This window comes from Lederbergia ruris (genome assembly GCF_018332955.1).
GTDB classification, from domain to species: domain Bacteria; phylum Bacillota; class Bacilli; order Bacillales; family Bacillaceae_C; genus Lederbergia; species Lederbergia ruris.
The window spans coordinates 43,350-62,415 of sequence record NZ_BORB01000001.1 but is presented as its reverse complement, the minus strand read 5'-3'; the positions used below and the strand labels follow the sequence as shown (position 1 = coordinate 62,415).

The window sequence follows — 19,066 nt, the reverse complement described above, 5'->3', positions numbered from 1 at the left end:
CCGACTTGGTCCTTTTTATCCTCCTTTTTGAACAGGCACTTTAATGTTTTTTTAAGAATAGGGAAGGAAGGATTGAATTTTTATTAGGTATTATATTATGATATTAGTAGCTACTCATAAATTTTAAGGAGTGTCATTATGTTAAAAATAGAAGAAATTCGTGAGATTATCAAACTAATTGATCAATCCTCTATAGAAGAATTTGTGTATAAACATGAAGGTTCTAAAGTAGAATTGAAAAAACGATCCAGTATTCAACCGGTTCAGGCACAACCTATTCATCCCGCTTCCGCAGTTGTTGCTCAGCCATCTACTCCTGCACCAGCAACGGAAGTAACAGCTCAACCAAATAGTGAACAAGAAAATTCTTCACAAGTTCAATCAGACCAGTATCATAAAATTGTTTCTCCAATGGTAGGAACTTTCTATCGGGCATCTTCTCCTGATACTCCTGCTTATGTTGAAGTAGGTTCAACAGTTAATGAAGATTCGGTTGTTTGTATCGTAGAAGCAATGAAGTTATTTAATGAAATTGAAGCTGAAGTTGAAGGTGAAATCGTTGAGATCCTTGTCAAGGATGGTCAATTGGTTGAATATGGTCAACCATTATTCTTGGTCAAGCAAAAGTAAGGAGTATGGTCTATGATAAAGAAATTATTAATCGCTAATAGAGGCGAGATTGCTGTAAGAATTATTCGAGCTTGCAAGGAAATGGATATTGAGACGGTTGCTGTTTATTCTGAAGCAGACCAAGAGTCTCTCCATGTCCAGCTTGCTGATGAAGCCTATTGTGTAGGACCAAATGCCTCTAAAGATAGTTATTTAAATACATTAAATGTTGTTGGGGTTGCAAAATTAACAGGCTGTGATGCCATCCACCCAGGTTACGGCTTTTTAGCTGAAAATGCAGATTTCGCTGAATTATGCCGTGTATGCAATATTATATTTGTTGGGCCAAGCCCAGATGCGATCTCTAAAATGGGAACAAAAGATGTAGCTCGAGAAACTATGAAAGAAGCTGGTGTACCCATTGTTCCAGGCTCTCGTGGTATAATTGAGGATATTGAGGATGCTGTTGATCTAGCAAATGAAATGGGCTATCCGGTCATTATTAAAGCAACGGCTGGAGGAGGCGGAAAAGGTATCCGTGTGGCGCGTACGGAGGATGAATTAGTCAAGGGAATTAAAATTACAAGACAAGAAGCTGAGACAGCCTTTGGCGATCCAGGAGTTTATTTAGAAAAATATATAGAGGATTTCCGACATGTAGAAATTCAAGTTTTGGCAGATCAGTTCGGGAATGTCATTCATCTTGGTGAAAGAGATTGTTCCATCCAACGGAGATTGCAAAAATTATTAGAGGAAACACCATCTCCAGCTATTAATGCGGAAACAAGAGAGAAGATGGGGCAGGCTGCTGTTCAAGCCGCAAAAGCGGTAGAGTATACAGGAGCAGGTACGATTGAATTTATTTATGACCGTGGAAGCCAGGAATTTTATTTCATGGAGATGAATACGAGAATTCAGGTGGAGCATCCTGTGACAGAAATGGTTACGGGCATCGACTTGATTAAAGAACAAATTCGTGTAGCATCAGGGGAAAAACTTCGTGTGAAACAGGAAGATGTTGAATTTCGTGGTTGGTCGATAGAATGTAGAATTAATGCAGAAAACCCCGAAAAGAACTTTATGCCGTCTGCAGGTCGGATTGAAATGTATCTACCCCCAGGCGGACCAGGGGTAAGGGTAGATTCTGGTGTATATCCTGGCTATACAATTCCGCCATACTATGATTCAATGGTAGCAAAGGTTATTTCTTATGGGAAAACTCGTGAAGAAGCAATTGCAAAAATGAAGCGTGCCCTAGAAGAATTTGTGATTGAAGGAATTAAAACCACAATCCCATTTCATATAAATTTATTGGAGAATGAAACATTTGTAAATGGGGATTTTAATACGAAGTTTCTGGAAATCCATGATGTAATGGGTCCAAAATAATTGGAGGTGCAAAGCATGGAAGAAACAATGAATATGTTGGAAATGATTCAAGATGAGGAAAAAAGTCATGGTAAAATTGAAATCGCTCCAGAAGTAATTGAAGTGATCGCAGGGATTGCTGCATCAGAAGTGGATGGAATTGCTCAAATGCGAGGGAATTTTGCTAGCGGTGTTGTTGAGAAACTAGGGAAGAAAAATCACGGAAAAGGCATTCGAGTAGAATTAACAGATGAGGGAATTAAAGTGGATGTTTTCTGCCTAATGGATTTTGGTGTGTCGATTCCGACGGTTGCCCAAAAAGTACAAGACAATATCAAACAAACACTTTACAATATGACAGCTTTAGAAGCAAAAGAAGTCAATATTCATATTGTTGGTGTTACATTTGAAACGCAAAAAGCGGATCAAGAGACTGATTTTGAAGAACAATAATGTAGGGCTGCAATTAAGGATGAACAGCTAAGCGCGCGCCGTCCTGGCGGCAGGCTCAAAACGGACCATCCTGGTGCTTCGCCTGCCCCTGTACGTCGCAACGCTGTTCTGACCCACATCCTGTGGCAATGCCGTTTTGACCCGCAACCTGCGGGCCTAAAGGAGATTTTATATTACATGAAAAGAAGAACTGCACGCGAGAAAGCATTACAAGCTTTGTTTCAAATGAATATAAGCGGAATAGAAGCGGAAGAGGCAATTGAAAATGTGCTGGGAGAAGAACGGAAAGATTCTTTTTTGCAGCAATTGGTAGAAGGGACGATTCAACATCTACCAGAAATTGACGCTGAAATTCAAAAGCATTTGGAAAATTGGACGTTAGATCGTCTTGCCAAAGTAGACATTACTATTTTACGAATTGGGATGTATGAGCTTTTATTTAATGATGAAGTGCCGGAAAATGTGGCGATCAATGAAGCCATTGAAATTGCGAAAATTTTTGGGGACGACCATTCAGGCAAATTTATTAACGGAATCTTATCTAAAGCGAAAAGAAACAAATGAGATAAAATCTTCAGGGGGAAAGAAGATGACAGCCAATTTGATTGATGGAAAAAAAATAGCTGCGGAAACACGCAAAAACCTGCAAATTGAAGTAAATCAATTAGTGGAAGCAGGGGTCAAACCTGGTCTTGCCGTAATCTTAGTGGGAGATAATCAAGCCTCTCGTACCTACGTGACAAACAAACAAAAAAGCTGTAAAGCAATCGGAATAGAATCAATCCTAATTGAGCTTCCAGATTATGTAACGGAAAATGAGTTATTGAATCAGATTGAGGAATTAAACAATCGTGATGATATTCATGGTATCCTCGTCCAATTGCCACTTCCTAAGCATATCTCAGAAACAAAAGTAATTGAGACGATTTCTTCAGAAAAAGATGTTGATGGCTTTCATCCTGTGAATATTGGTAAAATGATGACGGGTCAAGATACATTTTTTCCATGCACACCTTTTGGCATTTTGGAAATGTTAAAATACGAGGGCATTTCCATTTCCGGAAAGCATGCGGTTATTGTTGGTAGAAGTAATATTGTAGGTAAGCCAATGGGGCAGTTACTATTAAACGAAAACGCAACTGTAACCTATTGTCATTCCAAAACAAAGGATCTTGCTTCCTATACAAGAGAAGCAGATATTTTGGTAGCCGCGATTGGAAAAGCAAAAATGATCACATCTGAATATGTGAAAGAAGGCGCTACTGTTATTGATGTAGGAATGAACCGCGATGAAAATGGAAAATTATGTGGGGATGTTGATTTTGCAGATGTTTCCGATCAAGCTGGATTTATTACACCAGTTCCAGGTGGTGTTGGTCCTATGACCATTACAATGTTATTATATAACACCGTGAAATCGGCAAAAAATAAAATAAATCATCGCAATTTAAAATAAAAACGAGTAGAATAGAAATAAGTGAAGAGAAAAGCTGTCATCCAGACTACTGGAGTGCAGCTTTTCTTGTTGGTAGAAGGTGAAGAAATGAAAAATCCGTCCTATTTATCTGTCCAAGCCTTAACGAAATACATAAAAAGAAAATTTGATGCAGACCCCCACTTAATGACTGTTTTTGTAAAAGGTGAGATTTCGAATTTTAAAAAACATACAAGCGGGCATTTATATTTTACATTAAAAGATGATCAAGCAAGAATCGGAGCTGTTATGTTTTCGAGGTCGGCTAAGGCCATGAAATTTGCTCCGGAAAATGGGATGCATGTGTTGCTAAAAGGGAATATCTCGGTATATGAACAATCGGGTCAATATCAAATTTATGTACAAGAGATGTTACCGGATGGGATCGGGGAATTATTTCTTGCTTATGAGCAGCTGAAAGAAAAATTAGACAAAGAAGGGCTATTTCAATCTTCTCATAAAAAGCCTATTCCACCTTATCCCCAAAAAATCGGGATCATTACTTCTCCTACTGGTGCAGCAGTCCGAGATATCATCACAACCATCAAAAGACGCTATCCTATGGGAGAAATCCTCTTACTTCCTGCCCTCGTGCAAGGAATGCAATCAGGAAAATCAATCGTTGAAGCGATTCAGACTGCCAATAATCGTCAAGATATTGATGTACTTATTGTAGGAAGAGGAGGAGGCTCAATTGAAGACCTTTGGGCTTTTAATGAGGAACCAGTTGTAAGGGCCGTTTTTCAATCTACAATTCCGATTATTTCTGCGATTGGCCATGAGACAGATTTCACGATTACAGATTTTGTTGCTGATTTACGCGCACCTACACCTACTGGGGCAGCAGAACTGGCCGTCCCCCATGTAGAAGAATTAATGGAGCGACTATTAAATTTACAAAATCAGTTGAATCGAGAAATGGTTGAAACGATTCGTTCAAAGCAAACTCAATTAAACTACCTGCAGCAATCGTATATCTATCGTCACCCCCACAAAATTTATGAACAAAAATGGGAAACGGTGGATCGATGGACTGAAAGATTGCACACATCCCTTGAACGATTTTTACGAAAGGAGACGGAGCGTTTCCGTAAATTGAACCACGCATTGGCGGCACGCCATCCTGCTGCAAAAATCGAACTGCATAAGGAGAAATTACGCTATCTCCATGAACGTCTAAATAAGCAGACTCAATTTGTTTTTGAACAAAAAAATCACGATTTTTTGCACAAAGTTTCTAAATTAGATGCTTTAAGTCCATTAAATATTTTACAGAGGGGTTTTAGTGTAGCGTATAATGAAAAAGGAAAGTTAATTAAAAATACAGAAGCCTTAGGGCCCGGTGAAAAAATGATTGTCAGAGTGATAGATGGACACTATTATTGTACGGTTGATTATGCGGAGAAAGGTGAAAGAAATGAAGGAAAAAATGACATTTGAACAAGCGATAAATGAGCTTGAAAAAATTGTTGGACGCTTAGAATCAGGAGATATCCCTCTAGAGGAAGCCTTGAGTATCTATCAAAAAGGGATGGAATATTCCAAGTTTTGTCATGACCGCCTCAAGAATGCAGAAGAGCAATTAACAAAAGTTTTAACAGATCATGGAGAGGAGGATTTTCATCTCCAAGAGGAGGAGCAAGAGTGAGCGTAAATCAGACAGAATACCTTAACGATTATAAACGACAACTCGATACGAACGTTATCAAGGCAATTGAAGAATTACAAGCACCGGAATCGTTAAAAGAAGCGATGAAATATTCTTTAACGGCTGGTGGAAAAAGAATTCGTCCGCTTTTTTTATTTGCTGCCATACATGCGTATGGGAAGGATCCTCAAGTAGGAATGGCAACAGCTTGTGCATTAGAAATGATTCATACATACTCCCTTATCCATGATGACTTACCAAGTATGGATGACGATGATTTAAGGCGTGGGAGACCAACTAATCATAAAGTATTCGGAGAAGCTTTAGCTATTTTGGCAGGGGATGGCCTTTTAACGTATAGCTTTGAATTGATTGCTAACGATGCAAGATTGACTGACAGTGATAAAATTTGGCTGATTCAATTATTGGCGAAAAACGCTGGACCGGAAGGAATGGTCGGGGGGCAAGTTGCTGATATTGAGGCAGAAAATAAAGAGCCTACTATACAAGAATTAGAATTTATTCACCAGCATAAGACAGGAAAATTACTTTCGTTCAGTGTCCTAGCGGGTGCTAAAATCGGAGGAGCGAATGAAGCAGAATTAGAAATGTTTGCGGAATTTTCCCATCACCTAGGACTTGCTTTTCAAATCAGTGATGATATTCTGGATGTCATTGGGGATGAGAATATTATAGGTAAGCCTGTTGGAAGTGATGATGGAAAATCAAAAAGTACTTACCCTGCCCTGCTCACTTTAGATGGAGCTAAGAAACAATTAGCTTACCATATCGATAAAGCAAAAAAGGCTTTAAATCAAACAAAACAAAATCCAGCTTTGCTTTTAGAATTAACAGATCTCATTGCTGTTAGAGACTCCTGATAGGAATTGAAGAAAGAATGAAAATATGATATAATATGGCCACATTGTTGGATGGTGCAGTATTCTAGTCAATCTACCGGTTCTGAAGGTGGGCCTAAAAATTCACTAAAGGGCATATCGATGAAGTTCCTTGTTTCGGCTTGAGGAGCCCAGCCTTGGGTCGGAGCTGGGAGTAAAGGTATAAGGGCGATCCACAAAGGCATGTGGGCGTAGACCCTTTACCGCGGAGGCTTCGTTTATTCAGCTGGCAAAACGCACTGCATGAATAGTGAAGTATAGACCTGCAATGTGACAAAAGGGTATCACTAGCAGCGTAGCCTGCCTTGAGTGAAGTCAGAGGGGATTATGGTTATAAGGAATAAGACACGGTTGGCCATCGTACTTATTTCTTCCGTCCATATGAAATCTACTTTGCAAAAGAGGCTAGGAACCAGGTTCAAGGTTGTTGAGGAAATCTCCTAGACTGTTCTTAGACATAATAAGGGGATTATAGTGCGGACTAAGTGGCAATCCAGTCTGACATAAGGTGACTTTGTCAAGGCGAATTTAAAGGGAAACCGCCGAAATGGTGACATTCGGTATTCGTTTGGGAAAACCTACTGGACCTAAGCCGTAATTTTTACTCTTATTATGACCATCCGGCACACTAATGGAAAGATGGAATTTAATTATTATGAAAGATATCGTACATAAATCATTGAAATGGAGCATCACCATAGCCGTTATCACATTTGTGTTAGCGGCTATTTTTTCAATCGCTTCCAACGGGGCTTTGCACGGAGTGTCATGGACTTTTGGGCTGCTAATCGTGCTTTTTATTGTCCTAATTGGAATAATATTTGATATGATAGGTATTGCAGCTACAGCAGCAAATGAAACTCCCTTTCATTCTATGGCAGCGAGAAAGATCTATGGAGCTAAGCATTCTATTCGCATTATTCGAAATGCTGATCGTTTTGCTAATTTCTGTAATGATGTGATTGGGGATATCTCCGGAATCATCAGTGGTACGGCAACAACATTAGTTGTTATCCAATTAGCACAAAGCAATGATATCGCCAATAATTCTCCACTTGATTATGGTTTGAATGTAGGTTTAACAAGCCTTATAGCTGCCATTACTGTAGGTGGTAAGGCTTTTGGAAAAACATTTGCAATTGACTATTCAAGAAATATTATTTTTCAGGTAGGAAAAGTATTGCAATTTCTTGAAGAAAAAATACACATTACAATCATAAAAGATCATAAGAAAAAGAAAACAAAGTTAAAATCAAAGAAACGAAAGTGAGTGATCCAATTTGGATCTTTTATCTATTAAAGACCCTTCTTTTTTAAAAACGATGAACAAGGAGGAACTCCAACAACTAAGTGAAGAGGTTCGCGCATTTTTAATAGAGAAATTATCATGGACAGGCGGGCATATTGGTCCTAATTTAGGTGTTGTCGAGTTAACGATTGCCCTCCATAAATGTTTTGATAGTCCAAAAGATAAAATTATTTGGGATGTTGGTCATCAATCATATGTGCATAAAATTTTAACCGGTCGCGCAGATCAATTTGAGAGTTTACGGCAATACAAAGGACTATGCGGTTTTCCAAAAATGTCAGAAAGCGAGCATGATGTTTGGGAAACGGGACATAGCTCTACTTCTTTGTCTGCTGCAATGGGGATGGCGATTGCCCGAGATGTAAAGAAAGAAGACGCACATGTTATTCCGGTTATAGGAGACGGAGCTCTAACAGGTGGGATGGCATTAGAAGCCCTTAATCATATTGGCGATAGCCAAACGAACATGACCGTCATTCTAAATGATAATGAAATGTCGATTGCGCCTAATGTCGGGGCATTAAATAATGTACTTGGAAAATTAAGAACAGCAGGAAAGTACCAGTGGGTAAAAGATGAACTGGAATATTTACTGAAGAAGATTCCGGCAGTTGGTGGTAAACTTGCTTCTACAGCTGAACGAGTGAAAGACAGTTTAAAATATCTACTCGTTTCCGGTATGTTTTTTGAGGAACTGGGTTTCACCTATTTAGGGCCGATTGACGGGCATAATTTTGATGAGCTATTGGAAAATATTCAATATGCGAAAAAAATGGATGGTCCCGTTCTTCTCCATGTCATTACGAAAAAAGGAAAAGGATTTAGTCCAGCGGAAGATGATAAAGTTGGAACATGGCATGGTACAGGGCCGTATAAAACGGAAACCGGAGATCTTATTAAGCCGGTTAACACAGCTCCGGCTTGGAGTGCGCTAGTAAGTGAAACCGTGCGTAAACTCGCTCGTGAGGACCAGAGAATTGTAGCCATAACACCTGCGATGCCAGTTGGTTCAAAACTCGAGAAATTTGCGGAGGAATTTCCAGATCGAATGTTTGATGTGGGGATTGCTGAGCAACATGCAACAACAATGGCTGCGGGACTGGCAACTCAAGGGATGAAACCTTTTCTTGCTATCTATTCAACCTTTTTACAAAGAGCATATGACCAAGTTCTTCATGATATTTGTCGGCAAAATTTAAATGTTTTTATTGGAATCGATCGGGCTGGTTTAGTAGGAGCAGATGGAGAAACTCACCAAGGTGTATTTGATATTGCTTTTCTACGCTCCTTACCTAATATGGTCATCATGATGCCGAAAGATGAGAATGAAGGGCAACATATGGTGTACACAGCAAATCAATATGATGATGGACCGATTGCCATGAGATTCCCTCGTGGTAATGGCTATGGTGTGCCAATGGATGAAAAATATAAAAAAATTCCGATCGGAAGTTGGGAATTACTGAAAGAAGGATCAACAGCAACGATTTTAACCTTTGGAACAACGATCCCAATGTCCATGGAAGCAGCCTACCAGTTAGAAAAACAAGGGGTCTCGGTTCAAGTTATTAATGCGCGTTTTATTAAACCGTTAGACGAAGGGATGCTTGAAAAAGTTTTGAGTACGGGTGGGCCAGTTTTAACGGTAGAAGAAGCCGTACTTGAGGGTGGCTTTGGAAGTGCCGTTTTAGAATTTGCTCATGATCATGGTTACTCTAATACAACGATTGAACGTATGGGAATTCCTGATCGTTTTATTGAGCATGGTAGTGTCAAAGAATTGTGGAACGAGATCGGTTTGACTTCTGATCAGATTATCAACAAAATAAATTCTATGCTCCCTGCTAAGAAAAAAAGGGCGTAACCAATATGAAGGAAAAAAAACAAAGACTAGATGTCTTACTCGTTGAAAAAGGTTTAGTAGAAACACGTGAAAAAGCCAAGCGAGCGATTATGGCAGGGATTGTCTTTTCAAACGAAACACGCTTCGATAAGCCTGGGGAAAAGATAGCGATCGATACTCCTATTCAAGTAAAGGGGAATCCTTTGCCATACGTGAGTCGTGGCGGTTTGAAATTAGAAAAAGCTTTAGTGGAATTCCAATTGACGGTAAAAGATAAAGTAATGTTAGATATAGGTGCATCAACGGGAGGATTTACTGATTGTGCTTTACAAAATGGTGCAAAAATGGTTTATGCCCTTGATGTAGGCTATAACCAACTGGCTTGGAAATTGAGAAATGATCCGCGTGTTGTCGTGATGGAAAGAACCAATTTTCGTTATGTAAAACCCGAAAATTTAAATGAGGGAATGCCAAGTTTTGCCACAATTGATGTATCCTTTATCTCTTTAACGTTGATTTTACCTGTATTAAAAGGATTATTATCACCTGAAAGTGATGTTATAGCTTTAATAAAACCTCAATTTGAGGCTGGAAGAGAAGAAGTAGGGAAAAAGGGAATTGTGAGAGAAAAAAATATTCATGTAAAAGTAGTGGATAAAATTAAACTATTTTCTTTACAACAAGGATATGACATACAAAATGTATCGTTTTCTCCGATTACAGGAGGAGAAGGAAATATTGAATTTCTTATCCACCTTTCATGGTCTGGTTTAGGCAATCATGATGAAACTGGAAAGGATTTTTCTGTTATTTCCACAGTAGAAGTTGTAGAACAAGCCCATAACCAATTTAAAAAGTAAGAAGAGGGATGTCCAATGGGATACCCCTCTTTTGCTTGTTTCGTTTTTTGTTGTATAATACAGTATAATTATACAGATCCATACCATATAAAAATTTAAGGCGGTAAGAGAATGACAAAAGGACAACGACATATTAAGATACGTGAATTGATTGGGAAGAAGGAAATTGAAACACAAGATGATCTGGTTGAAGAATTGGAGAACGCAGGGTTTAATGTCACCCAAGCTACTGTCTCTCGTGATATTAAAGAACTGCATCTTGTAAAAGTTCCCTTAGCGGATGGGCGTTATAAATATAGTTTACCAGCAGATCAACGCTTTAATCCTCTACAAAAATTAAGACGGTCCCTGACAGATTCATTCGTCGGGATTGATTACTCACAAAATTTAATTGTCATGAAAACTTTACCAGGGAACGCTCAAGCTGTGGGAGCTTTGATTGATCAGTTAGATTGGGACGAAATTATGGGAAGTATTTGTGGAGATGACACATGCTTAATTATTTGTAGAACGTCGGAAGATGCTACTTCTGTGAATCAGAAATTCATTGATATGCTCTAAAATGTGTTTGAAAAAGGGGAATTTGCTGTGTTACAGGAATTATCGATTAAAAACTTTGCGATCATCGATGAAATATACGTCTCTTTTGAAAAAGGCCTTACGGTTTTGACGGGGGAAACGGGTGCAGGTAAATCGATTATTATTGATGCATTACATTTACTAATGGGTGGTCGAGGTTCATCTGAATTTGTTCGCCATGGTGAAAAGAAAGCAGAAATTGAAGGATTATTTGATTTAGCCCCAGATCATCCATGCTATTCACGTTCTAGTGAATTCGGAATTGAGATTGAAGAAGGGATGTTGGTTTTACGACGTGAAATTTCTCACAATGGGAAAAGTGTCTGTCGGATCAACGGAAAATTGGTCACCATTTCGATTTTGCGCGAAATAGGGAGTACTCTTGTTGATATTCATGGTCAACATGAGCATCAAGAGTTAATGGACGAGTCACGCCATTTAGCTTTGCTCGATCAATTTGGTGGGGAGAAAATCACAAATGCATTAATGAATTACAGAGAAATTTATTCAACATATGTAAAAACACTTAAACAAATAAATGATCTTAAGTTAAATGAACAACAAATCGCTCAGAGATTAGATCTTTTGCAATTTCAAGCTAAAGATATTCAAAATGCTGATTTAAAACTGAATGAGGACGAACAGTTATTTACGGAAAGAAAGCAATTATCGAACTTTGAAAAGATTTATGAGTCATTAAAAGCCAGTTATGACGGAATTCAGGGGGAGAAAGCTGGATTAGATTATATTGGACATGCTATGGGTCATTTAGAAAGTGCTGCGGAATTAGATGAGCAATACTCTGAAGCATATGAAGCCACTGCAAATAGCTACTATTTATTAGAGGATGTTTCGGCACAAATAAGAGAAGGTTTAGAGAATATGGAATTTGATCCTGACCGATTAAACGAAATCGAAAGTCGAATCCATGAAATCAACCAATTAAAAAGAAAATATGGGGGAACAATTGAAGAAATTCTCGAATACGGGGCTAAAATTGAAGAAGAAATGGAAACTTTAACAAATCGTGAAGCCCGAATTGATCAGCTGGAGCAAAAAATGGATTCCATTAAGAAGGACTTAGCTGTTGAAGGAAAATATTTAAGTAAATTAAGAAAACAAAGTGCAGAAAGATTATCCACATACATTCATCGTGAACTAAAAGAACTTTATATGGATAAAGCTGTTTTTAAACCTGTCTTTATATTGGATGAAAAAGATCATTTGGATTTTAAGAAAGATGGCATAGATGAGGTCGTGTTTTATATTTCCACAAATCCTGGCGAACCATTAAAGCCACTATCCAAAATAGCCTCTGGTGGAGAGTTATCGAGGATTATGTTAGCGCTAAAAACGATTTTTTCTAAACACCAAGGAATTACCTCGATTATTTTTGATGAAGTTGATACTGGTGTAAGTGGAAGGGTCGCCCAAGCGATTGCCGAAAAAATATCGAATATCGCTCGTCATTCTCAAGTGCTTTGTATTACCCATTTACCTCAAGTAGCGGCGATGTCTGATACTCATTTTTTAATTTCTAAAAAGGAAGAATCTGGCAGAACAAAGACTCAATTAACCATTTTACAAAAAAAGCAAAAGATTAACGAAATTGCCAGAATGATTTCGGGTGCGGAAATGACAGAATTAACGAGGGAACATGCTAAGGAATTATTAGAAATTGCGAGTACTTTAAAAAATACTTGAAAAGCTATCCTATTTTGGACAGCTTTTTTACTTTCTTCCACTTATAAATAAGGGGCAACCGGGCTAAATTAAAGATGTGGGCTAGAAAGCGAGGAGAGTGAAAAAGTACATGCATGATTGGATAAGAAAAGCAATAGGTGGAATTCTCCTTGTTTCACTTTTAATGTTAAGTTTCAGTAAACCTGTTCAACAATTCATTCAAATACCAAGTAACATCACCTTATTTGAAGGCCAAGAACAATCCATTACGAAAGCTAGTGCTGTGACGGTTTCCACGCTATCTTCCGAGAAGGTTGATTTGGAAGAAAGTCAGCAAGCCATTTCTTTAGAAGGGAAGAGTCCTGGCACAGATGAATTCGTTTTAGAATTTTCGGGTATTCCGGTCAAAAAGGTCGATGTGAATGTTTTAAAGGATATGAAAGTGTATCCCGGCGGACAATCAGTGGGAGTAAAGCTAAATACCCTTGGAGTTTTAGTTGTAGGGCATCATTTAGTATTAGCTGATGGAAAAAAAGTATCCCCTGGTGAAGAAGCAGGAATCCAGCTTGGAGACATTATTACAAAGATAAATGGAAAAAAAATTAATAACATGGCTGATGTAGCTCCATTTGTAGATGAGGCAGGAAAAAATCAAAAAGAATTGGACATTTCTTTACAAAGAGGAAAAGAGACATTAAATGCGACTCTTCAACCTGTAAAAGATGATAAAGAAAAATCTTTTAAATTAGGCTTGTATATCCGCGATTCTGCAGCAGGAATTGGGACGATGACATTTTATGAACCAAAATCCCATAAATATGGTGCCTTGGGACATGTTATTTCAGATATGGACACCAAACAGCCAATTGTCGTGGATAATGGACAAATTGTAAAATCAACTGTTACAGCAATTGAGAAGGGGAAAAATGGCGCACCAGGAGAGAAATTAGCTCGATTTTCAGCGAATCGGGAAGTGATAGGTGATATCACAACAAATAGTCCGTTTGGGATCTTTGGAAATTTAAAGAAACCTATTGCCAATGGAATTATGGATAAGCCCCTTCCCATTACGTTAGCGAATCAAGTAAAAGAAGGGCCAGCTCAAATTTTAACGGTGACAGATGGCGATAAGGTCGAGGCCTTTGATATCGAAATCGTCAGTACGATTCCGCAAAAATATCCTGCCACTAAGGGAATGGTCTTAAAGGTCGTAGATCCCAAATTGTTAGAGAAAACGGGGGGGATTGTACAGGGGATGAGCGGAAGTCCCATAATCCAAGACGGGAAGATGATTGGAGCTGTCACCCATGTTTTCGTAAATGACCCAACTTCAGGCTATGGAGTTCATGTTGAATGGATGTTAAATCAAGCAGGTATTAATATATATAAGGATGAGATGGAAAAAGCTAGCTGAGGGTTCGCAACTGCGTCCCCTCTTTTTTTATAAAGAAAATTCGACAAATATAAAAAAAGAAAGTCGAATAAGGGCGAAAACGAGAGAAAAACATAGCATGTGTAAGATTTTATAAAAAAAACGATAAATTTAAAGGATTTTTAATTTCTTTGGCGTATTTATCTATTAGTGTCAAAATAAGGAATCAACGGCTTAAGGAGGAAAAAATTTGAAGAAAATTAAAGTGTGTGTTGTGGACGATAATCGAGAATTAGTGGGATTATTAGATGAGTATCTTTCTGCGCAGGAAGATATCGAAGTGATTGGAACAGCGCATAATGGGCAAGAGTGTTTAGATCTCTTAGACGATGTTGAACCAGATGTTCTGGTTTTAGATATTATTATGCCTCATTTAGATGGATTAGGAGTATTAGGTAAATTACGGGATCTCAATAAACGGGTTCCGAATGTCATCATGTTAACAGCCTTTGGGCAAGAAGATGTCACAACAAAAGCGGTTGAATTAGGAGCTTCTTATTTCATTTTAAAACCTTTTGATATGGAGCATTTAGTTACACATATCCGCCAAGTTAGTGGAAAGGCAAGTGGATTGAAGAGGAATACAAATCAAGTGAAACATCACTCCCAAGAAACGAAACCGGAAAAAAACCTAGAAGCAAGCATCACTTCTGTCATACATGAAATTGGGGTTCCGGCTCATATAAAAGGCTATTTGTATTTAAGAGAAGCGATATCAATGGTTTATAAGGATATCGAATTGCTCGGTTCGATCACAAAGGTTTTATATCCGGATATTGCCAAGAAATTTAATACAACAGCTAGTCGTGTTGAACGAGCAATCAGACATGCCATTGAAGTAGCATGGAGTAGAGGAAATGTCGATTCTATATCTTCTTTATTTGGTTACACAGTGAGTATGTCTAAAGCAAAACCTACGAATAGCGAGTTTATCGCGATGGTGGCGGATAAATTGAGGTTAGAGCATAAAGCATCATAAGAGTGGTTTAGACAACGGTGGTGAAAAAATGACCATAGTATTAGCACATCGGGGTGCTTCGGGAACAAAACCAGAAAATACAATGGAGGCGTTTATAGCGGCAGAACGAGCTGGAGCAGATGGGATAGAGCTGGACGTTCAATTAACCTCAGATGGAGAAATTGTGGTGATTCATGATACCACTGTTGATCGAACAACGAATGGTAGTGGGCTGGTTAAAGACTTTACAAGATCTTCATTGCAAAACTTAAAAGCGAATCATCACTTTAAGCATTATTTTAAAAAGGCGTGTAAAATTCCAACCCTAATAGAAGTATTTGATTGGATGCAAGGAAATGAATGCCTCTGTAATATAGAATTGAAAAACAATATTTTTTCTTACGAAGAACTTGAGGAAAAAGTGGCTGCTCTAATTTATAAATATTCTTATGAGAAACGTATTATTATTTCGTCCTTTAATCACCTTTCCCTTCAGAAAATGATAGAAATTTGCCCAGCAGTTGAAACAGCCCCATTGTATAATCATTATTTATATAAGCCTTGGGAATATGCCTCAACTTTACAGGCAAGTGGTATCCACCCAAAATTAAAAATAATAACAAATGATTTGATTAAAACAACAATGGAATTTGGCATTCATGTACGTCCTTATACCATTAATAAGAGAAGAGACATGAAGAGACTTTTTCAACTAAATTGTTCAGCCATTATTACCGATTTTCCCGAAAAAGCGGTGAAATTAAAAAAAGTGTTAGAACGTAAAGGTCATTTAAGCCAATAAAAAAAGACGCAACTGAATTATGTCTTTCAGTTTGCGTCTTTCTTATTGTTCAGTCAGTCTTTATTTAGGACTAGTCCCGATTTAGCCGTTTATCCCAATATTATTTTACCCCATTGTTATTAAAACGCTTTTGTACTTTATTTCTTTTGCGGTCACGGTGAAGGACAAAACCTGCGATAAACCCTAATCCGATTACAAAAAAAACGGCACCACTTAAAAATTGTAACCAGAGAAATGGAAAAGGCTTTTGCAAAATGCCAAATAGCATATCCCGCATTAATTTGATCCCATATCCTGCCAAGATACCGGGGATGACTAATAAAATTAGTGCCACGATTCTACCCATATATATACTCCTTCAATTTTGAATTACTGACAATGTAAGCTGCTAACAAAATCGCCTCATTTGCAACAATAAAGCAAGCTTTTGTCTTTTTCTGTATAAAAAAATCATAGTACACCTTAAAGATTTGTCAAGCAACGGGCTTTTCGTTACAATAATAAAGTAGAGAATTAGGATTAGGTATCAATATTAGGTCATAATAGAGAGACACTTCCGGGAGGCGCTCAAAAATGAAAATATTCGATTATATGGAGAAATATGATTATGAACAACTTTTATTTTGTCAAGATGAAGCATCAGGTCTAAAAGCCATTATCGCTCTTCACGATACAACACTTGGCCCGGCTTTAGGTGGTACAAGGATGTGGACTTATCATTCGGAAGAAGCGGCTATTGAAGATGCCTTGCGATTGGCAAAAGGGATGACATATAAAAATGCGGCAGCCGGTCTTAACTTAGGTGGAGGAAAAACAGTTATTATTGGTGATCCGAAAAAAGATAAAAATGAAGCAATGTTTAGAGCTTTTGGTCGGTTTATCCAAGGGTTAAATGGTCGTTATATTACAGCTGAAGATGTCGGTACTACCGTAGAAGATATGGATCTGATTTATGAAGAAACCAATTTTGTAACGGGGATTTCTCAAGCTTCGGGATCATCAGGAAACCCTTCTCCTGTGACAGCTTATGGTTGTTATGTAGGAATGAAAGCTGCTGCAAAAGAAGCTTTTGGATCCGATTCACTTGAAGGGAAAGTAGTGGCCGTTCAAGGTGTCGGAAACGTCTCGTTTGAACTATGTCGTTATTTGCATGAGGAAGGCGCATCATTAATTGTGACAGATATCAATAGAGACTCTGTTAATCGTGCAGTTACGGCTTTTGACGCAAAAGCAGTGGATCCAGATGATATTTATAGTGTAGATGCAGACATTTTTTCTCCATGTGCTTTGGGAGCGATTATTAATGACCAAACAATCCCGCAATTAAAGGCAAAAGTAATTGCTGGGTCAGCCAATAATCAATTGCAAGATCCTCAGCATGGCGATCTTATTCATGAGATGGGCATTGTCTATGCTCCCGATTATGTCATTAACGCTGGGGGCGTAATCAATGTAGCTGATGAATTATACGGTTATAATCGTGAAAGAGCCTTAAAAAGAGTAGAGACGATTTACCAAAATGTTGCAAAGGTAATCGAAATTTCGAAACGGGATCATATTCCAACGTATTTAGCTGCAGACCGTATGGCAGAAGAAAGAATCGAACAAATGAGAAAATCTCGTAGCCAATTCCTCCTTAATGATAAGCATATTTTGGCTAATAGAATTTAAGCTGTGGAAACAAAATTGTAGAAAATAGATGGGAGGAAATAGAATGGCTGTTGAGTATGATTTGGTCATTTTAGGAGGCGGAACTGGTGGATATGTTGCTGCTATTCGTGCCTCTCAGCTTGGTTTAAAGACAGCGATCGTAGAAAGTGATAAACTCGGTGGTACATGCCTGCATAAGGGGTGTATACCAAGTAAAGCAATGCTCCGCAGTGCTGAAGTTTTTTCTCTTGCAAACAGAAGTATTGAATTTGGTGTGGTCACAGACAAAGTACAGTTACAAATTGAAAAAGTCCAAGAACGAAAACATAAAATCGTAAACCAATTATATAAAGGTGTTCAGCAACTCATTCAAAAAGGAAAGATTGACGTTTATAATGGAGTAGGCACCATTTTAGGTCCTTCCATTTTCTCACCGTTACCTGGAACGGTATCTGTGGAACTAGAAGATGATAATGAACTGTTAATTCCGAAAAATTTAATCATTGCAACTGGATCTAATCCGCGAACTTTACCGGGATTAAAAATTGATGGGGAGACTGTATTGACGTCTGAACATGCTTTAGAACTAAATCAACTGCCTAGGTCTATCTTAATTATCGGTGGAGGAGCGATTGGGATCGAGTGGGCTTCCATGCTATCAGATTTTGGGGTGGAAGTGACGGTCCTAGAATATGCGGATCGAATCCTTCCTAATGAAGATCAAGACATTTCCCAAGAACTTACGAAAGAATTAATGAAAAAGGGTGTCCAGATCATCCCGAATGCCAAAGTATTGGCAGAAACCATTAGGATTGATAACGGGGAAGCGACAATTCAAATAGAAAAACATGATGAAATAAAGAGCTTTTCTGCAGAAAAAATTCTTGTTTCTGTCGGAAGAGAGGCGAACATTTCACAAATCGGCTTACAAAATACAGATATTCGACTTGAAAAGGACTTTATTCAAGTCAATCATAATATGCAAACCCAAGAATCGCATATTTACGCAATTGGGGATGTCATTGGTGGATTACAACTTGCTCATGTTGCATCACATGAAGGGATTCAAGCCGTTGAACATATTGCCGGACTGAATCCAAGCCCTATTCAGTATCAAAATGTACCAAGATGTGTTTATAGTCATCCGGAGGTCGCAAGTATTGGTATGACAGAAAAAGAAGCCTTAAATAATGGGTTTCAAGTTAAAATAGGCAATTTTCCTTTTTTAGCAAATGGAAAAGCACTTGTTTTTGGAGATTCAACTGGGTTTGTTAAAATCATAGCAGATCAGGAAACAAATGATCTATTGGGAATTCATATGATTGGTCCAAATGTGACAGATTTAATTTCTGAAACAGGGTTAGCTCTTGTTTTAGATGCGACTCCATGGGAAGTGGGAACGATGATTCATCCACATCCGTCGTTAAGCGAAACAATAGGTGAAGCGGCACTAGCTGTGGACCGTACAGCAATCCACATATAATGCCGTATATATTCAA

The 19,066-nt window shown here is 38.3% G+C and carries 19 protein-coding genes; 18 read left to right on the top strand and 1 reads right to left on the bottom strand.

All coding sequences use genetic code 11. The annotated features are described in order from the left end of the window. Window positions 1-138 precede the first annotated feature (138 nt). From accB to KI363_RS00245, 16 genes are all read left to right on the top strand, one after another. Entirely contained in the window at window positions 139-630 is a 492-nt protein-coding gene (gene accB, locus KI363_RS00320) for an acetyl-CoA carboxylase biotin carboxyl carrier protein (protein ID WP_158322744.1), read from the top strand. A gap of 12 nt (window positions 631-642) precedes the next feature. Beyond that, on the top strand, window positions 643-1,998 hold the full coding sequence (accC, locus tag KI363_RS00315; RefSeq protein ID WP_158322745.1) for an acetyl-CoA carboxylase biotin carboxylase subunit: 1,356 nt from the start codon (window positions 643-645) through the stop codon (window positions 1,996-1,998). 15 nt (window positions 1,999-2,013) lie between these two features. Continuing rightward, a complete protein-coding gene (locus tag KI363_RS00310) occupies window positions 2,014-2,430 on the top strand; it encodes an Asp23/Gls24 family envelope stress response protein (protein WP_191967504.1) in 417 nt (138 codons plus the stop codon). Window positions 2,431-2,607: 177 nt separating this feature from the next. Continuing rightward, a complete protein-coding gene (gene nusB / locus KI363_RS00305; RefSeq protein ID WP_158322747.1) occupies window positions 2,608-2,994 on the top strand; it encodes a transcription antitermination factor NusB in 387 nt (128 codons plus the stop codon). Between the two features lie 25 nt (window positions 2,995-3,019). Next, window positions 3,020-3,886 carry a bifunctional methylenetetrahydrofolate dehydrogenase/methenyltetrahydrofolate cyclohydrolase FolD gene (folD, locus tag KI363_RS00300; protein WP_158322749.1) on the top strand — a complete coding sequence of 289 codons (867 nt, stop codon included), beginning with the start codon at window positions 3,020-3,022 and terminating at the stop codon, window positions 3,884-3,886. A gap of 21 nt (window positions 3,887-3,907) precedes the next feature. Beyond that, the gene (xseA, locus tag KI363_RS00295) at window positions 3,908-5,344 is read left to right on the top strand and encodes an exodeoxyribonuclease VII large subunit (protein ID WP_306345133.1); all 1,437 of its coding nucleotides are present in this window, start codon (window positions 3,908-3,910) and stop codon (window positions 5,342-5,344) included. Further along, the gene (gene xseB / locus KI363_RS00290; RefSeq protein WP_158322751.1) at window positions 5,322-5,552 is read left to right on the top strand and encodes an exodeoxyribonuclease VII small subunit; all 231 of its coding nucleotides are present in this window, start codon (window positions 5,322-5,324) and stop codon (window positions 5,550-5,552) included. The genes xseA and xseB overlap by 23 nt, the downstream gene beginning before the upstream one ends. Beyond that, window positions 5,549-6,433 (top strand): polyprenyl synthetase family protein, encoded by an 885-nt coding sequence (locus KI363_RS00285; protein WP_191967505.1) that lies wholly within the window; start codon window positions 5,549-5,551, stop codon window positions 6,431-6,433. Before xseB ends, KI363_RS00285 begins: the two co-directional genes overlap by 4 nt. A 673-nt stretch (window positions 6,434-7,106) precedes the next feature. Next, complete coding sequence (locus KI363_RS00280) at window positions 7,107-7,721, top strand: hypothetical protein (RefSeq protein ID WP_158322754.1); 615 nt, start codon at window positions 7,107-7,109, stop codon at window positions 7,719-7,721. Window positions 7,722-7,731: 10 nt separating this feature from the next. Then, window positions 7,732-9,624, top strand: a complete 1,893-nt coding sequence (gene dxs / locus KI363_RS00275; RefSeq protein ID WP_158322756.1) for a 1-deoxy-D-xylulose-5-phosphate synthase — start codon at window positions 7,732-7,734, stop codon at window positions 9,622-9,624. Between the two features lie 5 nt (window positions 9,625-9,629). After that, window positions 9,630-10,463 (top strand): TlyA family RNA methyltransferase, encoded by an 834-nt coding sequence (locus KI363_RS00270; RefSeq protein ID WP_158322757.1) that lies wholly within the window; start codon window positions 9,630-9,632, stop codon window positions 10,461-10,463. A 111-nt stretch (window positions 10,464-10,574) separates the two neighbouring features. Beyond that, window positions 10,575-11,024, top strand: coding sequence for a transcriptional regulator AhrC/ArgR (ahrC, locus tag KI363_RS00265; protein ID WP_158322758.1), 450 nt, complete (start codon window positions 10,575-10,577; stop codon window positions 11,022-11,024). A 27-nt stretch (window positions 11,025-11,051) separates the two neighbouring features. Then, entirely contained in the window at window positions 11,052-12,746 is a 1,695-nt protein-coding gene (recN, locus tag KI363_RS00260) for a DNA repair protein RecN (RefSeq protein ID WP_158322759.1), read from the top strand. A 109-nt stretch (window positions 12,747-12,855) separates the two neighbouring features. Beyond that, window positions 12,856-14,139, top strand: coding sequence for a SpoIVB peptidase (spoIVB, locus tag KI363_RS00255; RefSeq protein WP_158322760.1), 1,284 nt, complete (start codon window positions 12,856-12,858; stop codon window positions 14,137-14,139). Window positions 14,140-14,347: 208 nt separating this feature from the next. Next, entirely contained in the window at window positions 14,348-15,136 is a 789-nt protein-coding gene (spo0A, locus tag KI363_RS00250) for a sporulation transcription factor Spo0A (RefSeq protein ID WP_158322761.1), read from the top strand. A gap of 28 nt (window positions 15,137-15,164) precedes the next feature. Further along, a complete protein-coding gene (locus KI363_RS00245) occupies window positions 15,165-15,917 on the top strand; it encodes a glycerophosphodiester phosphodiesterase (RefSeq protein ID WP_158322762.1) in 753 nt (250 codons plus the stop codon). 100 nt (window positions 15,918-16,017) lie between these two features. On the opposite strand, the gene KI363_RS00240 is transcribed toward KI363_RS00245, so the two are convergent. After that, on the bottom strand, window positions 16,018-16,263 hold the full coding sequence (locus tag KI363_RS00240; RefSeq protein ID WP_158322763.1) for a DUF2627 domain-containing protein: 246 nt from the start codon (window positions 16,261-16,263) through the stop codon (window positions 16,018-16,020). A 227-nt stretch (window positions 16,264-16,490) separates the two neighbouring features. On the opposite strand from KI363_RS00240, the gene bcd reads away from it, so the two are divergent. Beyond that, on the top strand, window positions 16,491-17,588 hold the full coding sequence (bcd, locus tag KI363_RS00235) for a branched-chain amino acid dehydrogenase (RefSeq protein WP_158322765.1): 1,098 nt from the start codon (window positions 16,491-16,493) through the stop codon (window positions 17,586-17,588). Between the two features lie 43 nt (window positions 17,589-17,631). Next, window positions 17,632-19,050 carry a dihydrolipoyl dehydrogenase gene (gene lpdA, locus KI363_RS00230; protein WP_158322767.1) on the top strand — a complete coding sequence of 473 codons (1,419 nt, stop codon included), beginning with the start codon at window positions 17,632-17,634 and terminating at the stop codon, window positions 19,048-19,050. The last annotated feature ends 16 nt before the right edge of the window (window positions 19,051-19,066 follow it).

Excerpts from the sequence above, each read along its gene's own strand:
- accB (WP_158322744.1), top strand. The coding sequence starts at position 139 with ATGTTAAAAATAGAAGAAATTCGTGAGATTATCAAACTAATTGATCAA.
- accC (WP_158322745.1), top strand. The coding sequence starts at position 643 with ATGATAAAGAAATTATTAATCGCTAATAGAGGCGAGATTGCTGTAAGA.
- KI363_RS00310 (WP_191967504.1), top strand. The coding sequence starts at position 2,014 with ATGGAAGAAACAATGAATATGTTGGAAATGATTCAAGATGAGGAAAAA.
- nusB (WP_158322747.1), top strand. The coding sequence starts at position 2,608 with ATGAAAAGAAGAACTGCACGCGAGAAAGCATTACAAGCTTTGTTTCAA.
- folD (WP_158322749.1), top strand. The coding sequence starts at position 3,020 with ATGACAGCCAATTTGATTGATGGAAAAAAAATAGCTGCGGAAACACGC.
- xseB (WP_158322751.1), top strand. The coding sequence starts at position 5,322 with ATGAAGGAAAAAATGACATTTGAACAAGCGATAAATGAGCTTGAAAAA.
- KI363_RS00280 (WP_158322754.1), top strand. The coding sequence starts at position 7,107 with ATGAAAGATATCGTACATAAATCATTGAAATGGAGCATCACCATAGCC.
- KI363_RS00270 (WP_158322757.1), top strand. The coding sequence starts at position 9,630 with ATGAAGGAAAAAAAACAAAGACTAGATGTCTTACTCGTTGAAAAAGGT.
- ahrC (WP_158322758.1), top strand. The coding sequence starts at position 10,575 with ATGACAAAAGGACAACGACATATTAAGATACGTGAATTGATTGGGAAG.
- spoIVB (WP_158322760.1), top strand. The coding sequence starts at position 12,856 with ATGCATGATTGGATAAGAAAAGCAATAGGTGGAATTCTCCTTGTTTCA.
- KI363_RS00245 (WP_158322762.1), top strand. The coding sequence starts at position 15,165 with ATGACCATAGTATTAGCACATCGGGGTGCTTCGGGAACAAAACCAGAA.
- KI363_RS00240 (WP_158322763.1), bottom strand. The coding sequence starts at position 16,263 with ATGGGTAGAATCGTGGCACTAATTTTATTAGTCATCCCCGGTATCTTG.
- bcd (WP_158322765.1), top strand. The coding sequence starts at position 16,491 with ATGAAAATATTCGATTATATGGAGAAATATGATTATGAACAACTTTTA.
- lpdA (WP_158322767.1), top strand. The coding sequence starts at position 17,632 with ATGGCTGTTGAGTATGATTTGGTCATTTTAGGAGGCGGAACTGGTGGA.